We start from the raw sequence: 13,264 nt of genomic DNA, 5'->3' as shown, positions 1-13,264 counted from the left end.
ACCGCAGGACCTACGAAATGCGGTCGGCTACCGAAAGTTCTTCTGCGAGAAGCTCGGCGAAGGTGAAGGTGCCGGTCGGCTGATCGTCTTGACCGAGCAGATACAGCCGTTTGACCGAGATCAAGATGGCTTCGGCGATGGTGTCACGCATCCGCGGATTCGTCAGTACCGCAACGTCGGACGCGTTGGACAGGTAGCCGAGATCGATCTGCACTGTCGGCATGTTGGTGAGGCGCAACAACTCCCACGTCCGACCGTGAGTTCTGCAGTCCCGCAACGGGGTTCGCGCAACGATCTCGCGCTGAACGAAACCGGTCAACACCTGCCCGATCATCGAGACCGAACCGTGCGAATTTCCGAAGTGGAAGCTCGCGACGCCGTTTGCCGACGGGCTCGAGTTGCTGTCGCAACGCAGGGAGATCATCAGATCCGCGTCGAACGCATTGGATGTCAGTGCGCGCTCGGCCTCGGTGGGATCGGCGTTGTGCGGGCGGGAGAGGAAAGTTTCCATCCCGGTTGCAGCCATCCGCCCCTCGAGGCGCATAGCCAGATCCCAGAGGATGTCAGCTTCGGAGATGCCGTTGACGATGTTGCCCGTCGACGGCCCGCCGAGGCCGGGATCGATGACGATGCGCTTACCGCCAAGCTGCGGGCCCTTACGCCGCACCAGTTCCTCTTCGCTGATCGCATGGGGGGAACCACCGGTGACGCGGGTTCCCAGAAGTTCCAGCGAACGGAGTGTCTGCGGTCCGCAGATACCGTCGGCAGCGATCCCGATTTCACGCTGGAAAGACGAGAGAGATTCGTGGGTTTGCGGGCCGAAGAAACCGTCGACCCGCCCGGCGTAGAAGCCCAGATCTTGCAGTTTTGCCTGCAGCGCTGCGACGTCGTCGCCGTACAGCGGCGCAGACAACTGGTAGATCAACGTACGGGCACCCAGGCGGTACGAGGCCTCACGAAGTGACCGATAGGTTGCCGGGCCCACAATGCCGTCGACAAGAAGCCCACGCTGCTGCTGGAAGGCACGAACGGCGCTGTCGAGTTGATGATCGAAGATGGCGTCGGGTGCAACCCAGTGGGCACCGTCGGCGCTTTCACGTCGAATGCCGGAAGTTCCGTGATGGAGGTATCCCAGCTTCGTCAATGTGCCCCGAATCTCGGCGACGGCCGGGCCGTGATCGCCGTGTCGGAGTCTGTGCATGCGTGAAAGCCTCTCGGATCGGTTAACGAATTCGATCGATGTGCCTGGTCGTAGACCCGATCAGGCACATCGATCGATTATCTCAGAAATTCTGTGGATTGCGAGAATCCACGATGCTCACCCAGCCGTCAGAGAACGTCTGCGAGGTCCTTGAGCAGCGCGGCCTTGCCCTTGGCGCCGACGATCGTCTTGATCGGCTTGCCGTCCTTGAACAGGATCATCGTCGGGATCGACATGACCTGGAAATCGCGCGCGGCCGCGGGGTTGGCATCGATGTCGAGCTTCGCGACGGTCAGCTTCTCGCTGTTCTCGCCGGCGATCTCCTCGAGGACCGGGGCGACCATCTTGCACGGGCCGCACCAGGTTGCCCAGAAATCGACCAGAACGGGCTTGTCGCTGCCCAGGACGTCCTGCTTGAAGGAATCGTCGGTGATGGTGACGGTATTCGACACTGTTACTCCTCGAGGGTTGGGTACGACAGCTTGGTGAATCAGGGAGCGCCGACGACGTCGACCGTGTGGCCGGCTGCGTCGAGCGTGTTGGCGGTGATGTCGCCGCGGTCGGCCAGCCAGCGTTCGGCGTCGATTGCTGCGGAGCATCCGGTGCCGGCAGCGGTGATCGCCTGACGGTACGTGTGATCGACCAGGTCACCGGCAGCGAAGACGCCGTCGATGGAGGTCGCGGTAGAACCGGGAGCGACCCGCACGTATCCGGCGTCGTCGAGATCGACCTGGCCCTTGACGAGTTCACTGCGCGGGTCGTGGCCGATGGCGACGAACATGCCGGTGATCTCGAGTGTGGAGGTCTCGCCGGTGACGGTGTCGCGCACGACGAGGCCGGTGACGCTGTTCTCACCGAGCACCTCGACGGGCTCGGCGTTGGTCAGGAAGCGGATCTTCTCGTTGGCCTTGGCGCGCTCGAGCATGATCCGTGAGGCGCGGAATTCCTCGCGGCGGTGCACCAGGGTGACCGAGCGAGCGAAGCGGGTGAGGAAGGTTGCTTCTTCCATCGCGGAATCGCCGCCGCCGACCACGACGATGTCCTGGTCACGGAAGAAGAAGCCGTCGCAGGTGGCGCAGGCGCTGACGCCGCGGCCGAGGAGGCGTTCTTCACCGGGAATGCCCAGGTAGCGGGCTGCTGCGCCCATGGCGAGGATGATCGCGTGCGCGGCGTAGGTTTCGCCGTTCGCGACGACGGTCTTGATCGGGCCGCTGAGGTCGATCTCTTCGACGTCCTCGGTGCGGATGTCGGTGTCGAAGCGCAGTGCCTGCTCGCGCATCTGTTCCATCAGATCGGGGCCCATGATTCCTTCGCGGAATCCGGGGAAGTTCTCGACCTCGGTGGTGGTCATGAGGGCGCCACCGAACTGGGTTCCCTCGAAGAGCAGGGGCTGGAGCTCAGCGCGCGCGGTGTAGACACCAGCGGTGTAGCCGGCCGGTCCGGAACCGACAATGATGACGTCATGGACCGCGGGCGTGGTTTCCAGCTGGGTGGTCATGCGAGCCTTCCAATAGTGAGTGCAGACCCTCCGCTTCTTGGAGAGCCGTACCGATCAACACCAGGATAAGGGGTGTTGTTCCCGCACTCCGCTGGAAAGTGGCTCACAGCCGGCAGCTCACAGCGCGGGACTCACTGGGCGGGGCGCGGTGCCTCCCGAACCACCAGCGCGTCCCGAACCACACAGCGCGTGCCGGTGTAGATGGTGGGCATGCACTTGTTGCAGTGGATGCACAGACCCTCGTCGACGCTCTCGGCCTGAAATTTGTTGACCAGTTGTGGGTCCCTGAGCAGTGCGCGCGCCATGGCGACGAACTCGAATCCTTCATCCAGTGCGTGCTCGATGGTGTCGACGCGGTTGATGCCGCCGAGCAGGATCAGTGGCATCCTCAGCGCCTGTCGGAACTGGCGGGCGAAGGGCAGGAAGAAACCCTCCTCGAACGGGTACGTCGGAAAGATTTTGGGACCGTAGAACTTCAGCCCGTACCCGACGAGTTTGGGTTGGGAGGCGACAAACTCAGCCAGTGGGACCTCGCCGCGGAAGAAGTACATTCCGTTGAGAAGTGAACTGCCACCGGTCAATTGCATCGCGTCCAGGTGGCCGTCGGCTTCGAGGATCTGGGCTATCGGCAGGCTCTGGTCGAGCCACAGACCTTTCGGCACCCCATCGGACATGTTGAATTTCGCGGTGACCGCCACGCTGGATCCAGCGGCCACTCGCACCGCTTCGATGACTCGACGCGGATACTCGGCGCGCTTGGCGACGCTGCCACCGTATCGGTCGTGGCGTTTGTTCAGATTGGGGCTCATGAACGAACTGAGTAGATAGTTGTGACCGAGATGGACCTCGATGGCGTCGAATCCTGCGTCCACTGCGACGCGGGCGGCCCGTTCGAAGTCGGAGACGACACCGTCGAGTTCGGCGAGTGTCGCGCCTTTGACGAGGCCCATTGCGGGCGGACTCAGCCGGGTCGACGGCGCGAGGGTCTTCGTCTTGTTGGAAAGCGTGTTGGCAACCAGTCCCGCGTGGCCGATCTGCGCCGCGGCAAGCGCGCCTTCTGAGTGGACGGCGTCGGTCAGTCTGCGTAGTCCCGGCAGTGCGCGCTCGTCCATGACAAGGGTGTCGCGGTGGACTCGTCCACCTGGTGAGACGGCGCAGTAGGCGACGGTGGTCATTGCGGCCCCGCCCCGGGCGACTTCGGCGTGGAAGTTGATCAGATCGTCCGAGACCGCTCCCCGGGGCATGACGCCCTCGAACGTTGCAGCTTTGACGATGCGGTTGCGCAAGGTCAGAGGGCCGAGACGTGAGGGTTCGAATATCGACGGTGTGGGCGCTGTGGTCATTTTCAACTTCCTGCGGCGGCCTGATCTTTACGATGCCAGTGGACTCGTAACTACGACGATATAGCGCCTACTCCCAATCTGTCCGACAATTCGACACGATGAACGCCACAGGATCAGGTCGCCCACGAGACCCACGCATCGACGACACAGTCCTCGAGGTCACCCGAGCGATGCTCCTCGAGGTCGGATGGGAGCAACTCAGTCTCCGGGCGATCGCGGCACGGGCAGGGGTCAGCCGAGCCTCGATGTCACGACGATGGCCGTCGAAGGCACATCTAGTTCTCGGGTCGATCCTGGGTGCGACACCTGACCTGACACCGTTCGAGGGCACCGATCGCGACGGCTGGATCCGTTGGGTGGTGGAGGGAAGTGCTCAGCTCTTCTCGCGGCCCGAGGTTCGTGCTGCGTCGCCGGGACTGCTGGCTGCGCTGCGCGACCATGACGACCTACGCAACGAATTGTGGCGCGGGTTCAGTGGGCCGAGCACGCAACTGTTCCTTCAGAATGCCGAAGATCCCGAATCGGCACTGCTCGATGCCAAGGCCGTGCTGGTATTGGCGGCCGGAGCAGCGATGTTTTCGAGTCTGATAGCGGTCGAGGACGATACGGATGCATTGCGCGGGAGAATCCTCGAGCTCCTGCTGCCCGCGGCAACACCGCGCTGACACCGTCGACGTCAACCGATGTTCTTGATTGACAACGTATTCGGATTACCGTCGCTGCAGTTGATGCCAACAGTGAGTGCAGTGATCTGACGCGGCTGCGATCCCGCGAAGAGTAGGACTATCGCCGGTACACCGTCGATGCGAACCTCACCCGAGCCGAGCACCGGCCTGCCCTCGTCGATGCCATTGGCGCTCAGGCAGCCGGCAAGCTTGGACGGATCATCCAGCGGTCCAAGGTTTTTGGCTCCGATGAGTGAAAGCAGAGACGCCGAATCCGGATCGTCGACAGCAGATGTCACCGATGTGCTTGGTTGAGCGACAACGCTTTCGGCAGGTTCGGAATCTCGGGTTCCGATCACAACGATCACGAAGGCCACCAACACGGCTGCTGCGGCACCGAGCAGCCACGCTTGTGGGCGTCGCCGGAACGGCACGACGGTTGTCTCTGCTGATGGCTCGACCTGGCCGGACTGTAGATCCAGTGCCGAATTGATTCGCTCGGCAAGCGAATTCGGAATTCGTTCGTGAGAGGCCTCGCGCGAGTTCAGTGTCGCGAGTGATGCTGTGACGCTGTCGAGAGTAGTGACAAATGCATGGGCGTCGGCGTCTGCATGTACCAGCGGCCACAGAGCTGCACTGGTTTCGGGATCGAGAACCCCGGCGTGAAGATCCGCCAAGAGGTCCTCCGAAAACGGAGGCGACGGAACGCGAACAGACGGATCTGTCATGAACCCTCCCTCGGCAGTCGGTGTGGACGCTTACAAGATAGGACGCGGCCGGTTCACGAATGGTTCCCGCCTTCGCGAAAGTCCTCCAACTGGGCGGCGAGGCGCTTGCGCGCGCGGGCGCAGCGACTCTTCACGGTCCCTACGGGCACGCCCAACCTCTCGGCGGCCTCGGCCACCGGATACCCCTCGACATCGACGGCGACGACGGCAGCGCGCTGCTCAGGGGGCAGCGATGCCAGCGCTTGTTCGACGGTCAGGCTCATGTCCACTCCCGCCGCGTAATCGCGGTGATCACGGGGTTCCTCCGCATTCTCGGAAGACAGAGAGAACGCGGCCCGCGATTTGTTGCGTCGGATCCGGTCAAGGCAGGCATTGACCACGATGGTGTGGAGCCAACTACGCACCGCCGCATCGCCGCGGAACTTCGCCGCCTTGCGGTGCGCGGAGAGCAGACCCTCCTGGAGTGCGTCTGCCGCGTCCTCGTCCGAGTAACTCGTACGCCGGGCAACGTGCCACAGATGATCCTGATGCCGGACCAGTAGTTCACGGAACGCGTGTCGATCGCCCGCGACATGAGCGGTCAACAATTCGAAATCCGTCGCCTCGAGATTTTTGTTCTCGAAACTTCTGGATTCGAAATTTCCGGCTCCGCCCCCGGTGCCCCCCCGATAACTGTGCACGGGCGGATATTAGCCCAGTCGGTAGGTTTCAGAAGGGCCAAGGGCGATCACTTTGCAGCAGTGAATGCAATCTCCGAGATGGATGTCTGGTTTTGTCCGGATTCGGTGCTGAGCTGCGTAATCCAAACCAGGACATACTGACCCGAGCCGTCCGACGAGAGCGGAATGTCGGTCACACCGTTCTTCAGTACACCGGATCCGATTTCCTTGGTCTGATCCAGCGAAGTATTCGCAGATGGGGCAGAACGGATTTCAACGACGGTTCCGGGCGAATCGGACGTGATCGCAATGTTTTTCAGGTTGGCCGCATCGGCGAGCGTCACCATCAGGCCGACGCCGTTCTTCAGGGACGGGAAGGGCTGGAAGTACGAGTCCGACGACCATGCGGTGGCCGGATTGCCGTCGATGGCGTTCTTCGCCGTTGCCGGCTGATCCGGCGTGCCCTGGGGCGAGAACACCGTTACGGCCGAGGCGGCTACCGGCACGGTTGCGGCCGCCGGTGCGGGGGCAGGTGAATTGTTCTCGGGCGCAGTAGCTTCGGTGGTCAAGCCGAAACTCTGCTCGCTGAGCGGGGTGTCGTTACTGCCGCCCGAGAGGAAGCTCGCTACCCACACCACAAGGAGAATCAGGACGATCACGGTGAAGACACCGAGCGCCGTCAGTGCCGCGAGCATCCGCGTCGACTTCTTCTTCTCGGCCTCGATGGCTTCGGGGTCGTTCAGTGCGTGACCCGACGCTCCCTGTTCGCGGTGGCCGAGACGAAGTGCCGGAATCATTTCCGTCTTGTCGTTGACGACGGACGCCTGATCGAGGATGTGCTGCACGGTGGCAGCAGTGCGGATTCCACTCTCCGACTGCAACGCTCGAACTGCCACGGCCGAGATGTCGAACGGAACCTCCGGACGGACGACCCGAGGTTCGACGATGTTGCCGTCGGCGCCGCGGCCGGCGGGAAGCAAACCACCGACGGGACCGGCGGACGGTTCGGCGAGCGGCCAGCGCGCCGTGATGAGCGAGTACAGCATGGCGCCGAGACCGCGGACGTCGCTGGTGGAATCGGCGTCGGCAAGCGTCGCCGGGAACGCCAGTACGGCGTCACCGTTGATGCTGATGCGAACGCGGTCCGGGTGATCGATGGACAGCGCACCGCCGGTGCGGTGAGCAGCTTCGGCAGCGGCCGCCAGGGCACGGATGGCGCGGGCTGCACCGATCGGTGACGGCGTGGTCTCGGCCATCTCACGCAGCGAGCGACCGGGAGTCCATTCGGCGACGACGATGCCACCCGAACTTCCGCGGACGACGTCGAGGACGCGAGCCAGTCCGGGCGAGTTGATCCTTCCCAGGCGCAGTGTGCGTGAGAGAACCGCCTGCGGTCCGGACTGGCTGTCGTCGTCACCGCGCTGATCGGCGTCGACGAACGTCAGGGCTACTTCACGGTCGAGCTTGACGTCGAGAGCTTCCCAGAACTGCAGTCCGCGGGTTCCGCCGTGCGGCGCGAGCAGACGGTAGCGTCCGCCGGCAACAGAGGCGCCCGGGATGAGCTTGGGTCCACGGGGCATCGGTCGCTGGGCCGGTCGTGATGCGGATCCGGCGGCAGGTGTGCGAGGCGCAGTGGGCGGCGGTGTCTGAGCTGCAGCCGTCTTCTGAGGTTCGGGTGCCTTCTTGTCCGAAGCAGGCGTCTTCGACGCGGGTGTCTTCGACACGGGAGCTGAAGGTGTCTTCGACACGGGAGCCGAAGGTGTCTTCGACACGGGAGCCGAAGGTGTCTTCGACACACTGACCGGAGGCACCGGCGGTGCGGCCTTCTGCACCGGCGGCTGTGGCTTCTGGCCCTGCTGTGGCTTCTGGACCGGCCGCTGCGCGGGCTGCTGTGGCCTCTGACCCTGCTGTGGCTTCTGGACCGGCCGCTGCGCGGGCTGCTGTGGCCTCTGACCCTGCTGTGGCTTCTGGCCGGCAGATGCGGAGGAACTCGTGGATGCAGGTGTGCCCGACGATGCCGTTGACTTCTGTTCGGACGCTTTCACGGCAGAAGTCCCGGCACTCTTGTTGCCGGAAACGTTGTCGTCGCTCACCCTCGCTCCTTCTCCATCGATAGCCCGTCCCCGAATACGCGCGGGTTGCGATCCTGTACGCCCATGACCAGGGTACGGGAGCGCACCCGGTCGTTCTTGCTCGTTTGATTCCGTTCTGATTGCAGGAATCAGCTCGGTGACGTCGTCGTCGGTGTTGTTACGTGTGTCCGGTTCGGCGCGACCTGTCAGTGAACGAATCTTGCGGGAGACCGCAACCGTTACCGACAGAACTTCCGGAACCTTCTTGAAGTAGAGAATCGTGAAGGTGATCGCGAGCATCAGGATGCCGCCGACGGCGACGCGAACCATCGAGCCGGGTCCGCCGAAACGCTCGGTGAGTTGATCGAATCCGAGGACGCGGTCGACCGCGAGCATGGTCAGCGAACCGGCCAGCGAGGCGAGTACGACGGACCAGACTGTCTTGCCCACGTTGGCCATCTGCAGGTTTCCGAGGCTGCGGTGCAGGAGGTATCCGCCGATGACGGCGCCGGTGATGTATCCGAGACCGTTGGCCGCACCGAGCAGGATCACGACCTGATCGCTGTTGGAGGCGAAGACCGGAGCGAGCGCCGAGAAAGCGATCTTCACTGCAGTGATGCCGAGAACGATCCACGTCGGCGTCCAGGCTTGTTCGCGGGCGTAGAACACACGAAGTTGGATCAGGACCAGCGCGTACGGAATCAACGTGAATGCCGACCAGCTCACGGCAGTGCCGAGTCGTTCGGCCTGTTCGGGTCCGAAGCGGCCGTAACCGTAGAGCGCTTCACCGACCTGCGGACCCATGAAGGTCAGGAACATGATGATCGGAACCAGCGTGATCATGGTCAGACGCGTCGCGACCGACAGATCGTCCACGACGGCCGGGGTGTCGTCGGCCGCAGCGTTGCGGCTCAGGCGCGGCATGATCGCCGTCAGAACCGTCACTCCGAGCACGCCGTACGGGAGTTGCAGGAGCAACCAGGCCTGGCTGTAGATGGCAGGGCCGGCTTCGTCGGCATGTGAGGAAATCTTGGTCGCGAAGATCATGCCCATCTGGCTGATCAGGACGTACAAGACGATGGCGACGGCCATGCCGCCGAACTGGCGCAGGCGATCGTCGAGGCCCCATAGCGGCTTGAGCGAGATCTTCTCGCGGCGAAGTGCGGGGATCAGGCTGGCTGCCTGCACGATGACGCCGATGGTGATGCCGATGCCGAGGGTGAGCAGCTTGGCGTCGCCCATCGAGACCGGATCAAGCGAGATCTCGCCCGGAGTCAGGCGGTAGACCACGAGCACCACGAGGACGACGACGTTGTTGAGTACAGGAGCCCAGGCTCCGGGCTTGAAGATCTGCCTGGTGTTCAGAAACGCTGTGAACAGTGCCGACAGCCCGTAGAACAGGATCGCCGGCAGAAGTAGATACGACAGCGCCGTGGTCAGGTCGGTGCTGACCTTGCCGTCTTCGGACAGGAAGACGTATTTGGTGAGTACGGGCGCTGCCAGGGTCGCGAGCAGCGCGGCCATGCCCAGTAGGACGAGCGACGCCGTGAAGAGGCGTCGGACAAACGCTTCGCCGTGATCGGCGTCCTCCCGCTCGGCGCGGACCAGCACGGGGACGACGATCGCGGTCAGAACGGCGCCCAAGACGAGCTCCGCGATCATGTTCGGGATCTGGCTGGCCACGGTGAACGAACTGGCGATGGCCGGGCCGAGGACCATCAGGATCATCAACTGCTTGGCGAACCCCGTGATGCGGCTCGTCAGCGTCGCGATCGCGATGGAACCCGTCGCCGCGAGGAGGCGGGAGTTCGTCTCCTTACGATCACCGACCAGGGCGTGCGCGTCGGTATCGAACTCGTCCGACTTTGTCGCCTGCCGATCGGCGAATTCCATCTCGGCTTCGCGATATCTGGGATAGTCGCGGATCACCGGGATGGTCATGGTGGGTGCGTCGTCGAAACGTGCGTCCGGGTTGACCGGCTGAATCGGGTAGCCGCGCTCCCACGGTGGCATCCGAGGATGCGAACGGGTCGTGGCACTCTTGCGGGTGATCGCCGAGCGGCGACCCTCCTCGGGTGGATTCCCGGTCATGAGCGTTCGTACCCTTCATCTGCTGGGTCCGGCTGACCCTTGAATCGATGCCACAGCCGTCGCCCTGCCAGGAACAGCAGCAACCCTCCCGCTGTCGCCGTCACGGCGGCCAGGGGACGACCGTACGCATTCGACCGTACGGTCACGCTGGTCGGCGTACCCAATTGGCGGCCATCTGTCGTGGTCAGCGAGAAGTTGACTTCCAGCTTGCGAGAATCGTTCATTTCCGCGGGCACAGTCAACTGTCGGCTACCTCGCGGCGGCAGCTGTTTGGGACCGATGTCACTGATCTGCATCTCGGGTGGGGCTTCCACACGCAGGTCGACGTTGATGGCGATGGGCAACTCGTTGCGCGCCACCAGCAGGAGCGGACTCTGCCCCGACGCGAGGGTGTAGACGCCGCCCGGCGACACCACACTGACGGCCCGGTACATCCCGTCGACGGCTTCGGTGACGTTGTCGGCGCGGATGGTCGCAGCCCGCTCCGCCCGATTGACCGATGCGGAGTCGACGTTGCGGCGATCCGCCAAGGTCATCGAGCGAAGTAGATCTTCGCGGAGCGGTGCCGTGAATCCCCGGGGGGTGAGCGAAGCCGCCGGATCGTCCACGAGCGATGCTTCGAGCCCGTCGATACGCGGAAGTTGGGTGGTTGCGGTCTCGACGACGGACGTCTGCGGACCGTCCTGGGTGGCTCGGTCCGGGTAGTCGAGCGTGGCGGCGTCAGTGGCCCCCGGTTGTCTGCCGAGTAGTGCGGGCAGGGCCTGAGGTGAGGCGAGGCCAGAGCGAATGAGGGTCGCGAGCATCGAGAGCACGGCGGTGGCGTCGTTGCTGTCCGCGGTCCACAGTTGCGGCGGCGCGAAAATCTGATTGCGCGGCAGAGAGGTCGGCGTCAGCGCGGCCCAGGCCATCGCTCCCAGCGCGTCCTGACGCCGGGCGCTGCGCGATTCGATGTCGATGGTCGGCGCGGTGTCGTCGGGGATGTACGACGGGACCTGCGGCTCCGAGCCGGTGGCGGCCAAGGCTGCGGCTGCCGAGGTGTCGAACGCAAGCGCGTCGAGTGAGCCGGTTATCCGCGACGACAGTTGCGGGGCTGCCGAGTCGACGGAGGTGTCAGCCACCATCGCTGTGGTGGGATTCACGCTCAGCACCTCTGCGGTGGCCGAGTCGAGGACACCCGAATCCGGCCAGACGAAATCTCGCAGTGACGTCACGCCGAGGATGTTGTCGACGATGTCTGCCGGGCGTGCGAGCGCGGTAGCCGTCAACTCCGGATTGGCCACCGAGGTGACCGCGGCGAGATCGGCCTGCGCGAACGGAACCGCCGTAGTGCACATCGAGGACGCGAGGGTCTTCACCCGGCCGAGCCATTGGTTGGCGGCGTCGCTGCCACGGCCTTCGTGCGACGGTCCGGTGGGATCTGACGAGTTGTCGGCCACGAGGTATCCGCGAGTCATGTTCTCGACGGTGATCAGAAGGTCGGGGTCGATTGCCAGGCAGAGCGCATCCGTGACGCGGCGATCGGTGTCGCTCTCGGGCTTGGTGGCGTTCTCCACCGCATCGACCAACGCGTCCAGGCGCCCGCCGTCGGAAAGTTCGGTGGCGAGTTCGTCGTCGATCAGGCGCACGGGCTCGTTGACCGCGCCCGGGATTCCGCCGACGAGTCGTGGCGCGTCGGCCAGCGGCCACATGAGCGTGACGCCGATCGGGGCGGACGTGTCGGGGGGAACGACGGCCGTCGCCGACGAACTGGGTGTTCCGGATGTGGCGTTCGATTCGGCCGCGGCCGGCACACCGAGCACTGGGAGCAGGAAGCGTGCGTCGTCGAGTCGGGCGGCCCCGCCGTATTCCGGGGTGCCGTTCACGTTGACGAGCATCGGGTAGACGCCCGGTTCGGTGATGTCGAGAGACAACCCGTTTGTGCTCCGGAGCGGCAAGGTGAGTGTGAACTGCTTGGACTGGCCGGTGTCGAGGGTGGTGGCAACGGTGTCGAATTCGCCGACCGTGTCGAAAACAGCCTGGTCGAAATCGAGTGCTGCGCGCACGTCCGAACTGGAGTCGATCGCGGGAGCGCGTTGCAGCCTCACTCCGACGTCCTCGACGGGACGGTCACCGACGTTCTTCACCGTGCCCTTGACCACGACGTTGCGGTCGCTGGTTGTCGTCACGGTGGTCGGTGCGGTGGAGTCGATGGTCAGCTGCAGAAATTTGGCATCGTTGGTGTTTCGCGCCGGTGCACGCTCACTGGGCTGGCTGGACGGAGCGGCCCAGGAGACGGCCGTCGTCGCGGGCCCGAAACCGACAGCGGCCATCACCAAAGCGGCCACACCGGCCCGCCGCAGAGCCATTCTCATCCGGCGTCCGGTTCCTTCGGGTGCTGTACTCGCGGGATTTCAGGTCGGTGCATTTCAGGTCGCGGCATTTCAGCGATCATCTGCGATGCAAGTTCGGCCAGCTTGCGCTCGTCGGCGTATGCGAGTCGCTTGTGCAGTTCCGTCAGCGGCACCCAGGCGACTTCGGTGACCTCGATGTCCTCGTCGGAGAGTTCACCGCCGAGAAAGCGGAGGAGATAGTGGTGCACGGTCTTGTGGACGCGTCGACCTTCGGTCACGAACCAGTAGTCGATGCTGCCCAGCGGTGCCAGGACGGTTCCCTGGATACCGGTTTCTTCTTCGACCTCACGCATTGCGGTCTGTTCGGCCGTCTCACCTTGCTCGATATGGCCCTTGGGTAGCGACCAGAGCAGGCGTCCGCGGCGGTCGGTTCGGCCGATCAGTGCAGCGCAGAGGCGTTCGGGAGGTCCGCCCCAGCCATCGACGACCAAGCCGCCCGCAGAAGTTTCACGGACGGTTCGCATCAAAGGTTTATCGGGGTTGCCGACGGCAGGTCGACGCCGCGGGTTGCGGCGACTCCTGTTTGTTCGTTCGGCACCAGACACCTCATCGATACTAGTTGGCCTTGCAGCGTTGCCCGGTAACCCGCGCAAAGCGGTCTATCGCGTTCGTATGCG

General features: G+C 64.0%; 10 protein-coding genes. 1 reads left to right on the top strand and 9 read right to left on the bottom strand.

Going from position 1 to position 13,264, the window contains the following annotated elements; all coding sequences use genetic code 11:
- Nucleotides 1–10: 10 nt before the first annotated feature.
- The 4 genes from ABX74_RS26820 to nox form a co-directional block, all read right to left on the bottom strand.
- Entirely contained in the window at nt 11–1,201 is a 1,191-nt protein-coding gene (locus ABX74_RS26820; protein ID WP_020909860.1) for an N-acetylmuramoyl-L-alanine amidase, read from the bottom strand.
- Nucleotides 1,202–1,329: 128 nt separating this feature from the next.
- Nucleotides 1,330–1,653, bottom strand: a complete 324-nt coding sequence (gene trxA / locus ABX74_RS26815; protein ID WP_003942530.1) for a thioredoxin — start codon at nt 1,651–1,653, stop codon at nt 1,330–1,332.
- Nucleotides 1,654–1,691: 38 nt separating this feature from the next.
- Nucleotides 1,692–2,699 (bottom strand): thioredoxin-disulfide reductase, encoded by a 1,008-nt coding sequence (gene trxB / locus ABX74_RS26810; RefSeq protein WP_020909859.1) that lies wholly within the window; start codon nt 2,697–2,699, stop codon nt 1,692–1,694.
- Nucleotides 2,700–2,830: 131 nt separating this feature from the next.
- Nucleotides 2,831–4,042, bottom strand: coding sequence for a 4,4'-dithiodibutanoate disulfide reductase (gene nox / locus ABX74_RS26805; protein ID WP_047890109.1), 1,212 nt, complete (start codon nt 4,040–4,042; stop codon nt 2,831–2,833).
- A 98-nt stretch (nt 4,043–4,140) separates the two neighbouring features.
- Between nox and ABX74_RS26800 the strand changes: the two genes are divergently transcribed.
- Complete coding sequence (locus ABX74_RS26800) at nt 4,141–4,707, top strand: helix-turn-helix domain-containing protein (protein ID WP_020909857.1); 567 nt, start codon at nt 4,141–4,143, stop codon at nt 4,705–4,707.
- An 11-nt stretch (nt 4,708–4,718) separates the two neighbouring features.
- On the opposite strand, the gene ABX74_RS26795 is transcribed toward ABX74_RS26800, so the two are convergent.
- Genes ABX74_RS26795 through ABX74_RS26775 form a run of 5 tightly spaced genes read right to left on the bottom strand, consistent with a single transcriptional unit; the run spans nt 4,719 to nt 13,192 of the window.
- Complete coding sequence (locus ABX74_RS26795) at nt 4,719–5,435, bottom strand: hypothetical protein (RefSeq protein ID WP_047890108.1); 717 nt, start codon at nt 5,433–5,435, stop codon at nt 4,719–4,721.
- A 53-nt stretch (nt 5,436–5,488) separates the two neighbouring features.
- Nucleotides 5,489–6,115: an RNA polymerase sigma factor SigM gene (gene sigM, locus ABX74_RS26790; protein WP_080909380.1), complete on the bottom strand. Its 627-nt coding sequence runs from the start codon at nt 6,113–6,115 to the stop codon at nt 5,489–5,491.
- A gap of 47 nt (nt 6,116–6,162) precedes the next feature.
- Nucleotides 6,163–10,257: a murein biosynthesis integral membrane protein MurJ gene (locus ABX74_RS26785; protein WP_047890107.1), complete on the bottom strand. Its 4,095-nt coding sequence runs from the start codon at nt 10,255–10,257 to the stop codon at nt 6,163–6,165.
- Nucleotides 10,254–12,608, bottom strand: a complete 2,355-nt coding sequence (locus ABX74_RS26780; protein WP_047890106.1) for a DUF6049 family protein — start codon at nt 12,606–12,608, stop codon at nt 10,254–10,256. The genes ABX74_RS26785 and ABX74_RS26780 overlap by 4 nt, the downstream gene beginning before the upstream one ends.
- Entirely contained in the window at nt 12,605–13,192 is a 588-nt protein-coding gene (locus ABX74_RS26775) for an NUDIX hydrolase (protein WP_019746192.1), read from the bottom strand. The genes ABX74_RS26780 and ABX74_RS26775 overlap by 4 nt, the downstream gene beginning before the upstream one ends.
- Nucleotides 13,193–13,264: the final 72 nt, after the last annotated feature.

This window comes from Rhodococcus sp. ARP2 (genome assembly GCF_001029585.1).
GTDB classification, from domain to species: Bacteria; Actinomycetota; Actinomycetes; order Mycobacteriales; family Mycobacteriaceae; genus Rhodococcus_F; species Rhodococcus_F erythropolis.
The sequence above is the reverse complement of the archived record's forward strand: the minus strand, read 5'-3'. Positions and strand labels throughout refer to the sequence as shown.